The sequence below is a fragment of the Streptomyces sp. NRRL S-920 genome (assembly GCF_000717945.1).
GTDB classification, from domain to species: Bacteria; Actinomycetota; Actinomycetes; order Streptomycetales; family Streptomycetaceae; genus Streptomyces; species Streptomyces alboniger.
Window position 1 is genome coordinate 1 of the sequence record NZ_JODF01000180.1, and the last position, 288, is coordinate 288.

1 protein-coding gene is annotated in these 288 nt (G+C 68.1%); it reads right to left on the reverse strand.

Annotated features, from left to right (window positions below; genetic code table 11):
• The coding region (locus IG54_RS0137415) for a carboxyl transferase domain-containing protein (protein ID WP_030795770.1) at window positions 1–288 on the reverse strand (288 nt) is incomplete at both ends.

The following is a 288-nucleotide window of genomic DNA, read 5'->3' on the forward strand; positions in this document are numbered from 1 at the left end:
CGCGCGGACCACGTCGGGCCCGGTGATGAACATCTGCGAGGTCTCACGGACCATGAACACGAAGTCCGTGAGCGCGGGCGAATAGGCCGCGCCGCCCGCGCACGGGCCCAGCATCACACTGATCTGCGGGATGACACCCGAGGCCTTGGTGTTGCGCTGGAAGATCCCGCCATAGCCCGCGAGCGCGGAGACGCCTTCCTGGATGCGGGCCCCCGCGCCGTCGTTCAGCGAGACCAGCGGAGCACCCGCGGCGATGGCCATGTCCATGATCTTGTGGATCTTCGTGGC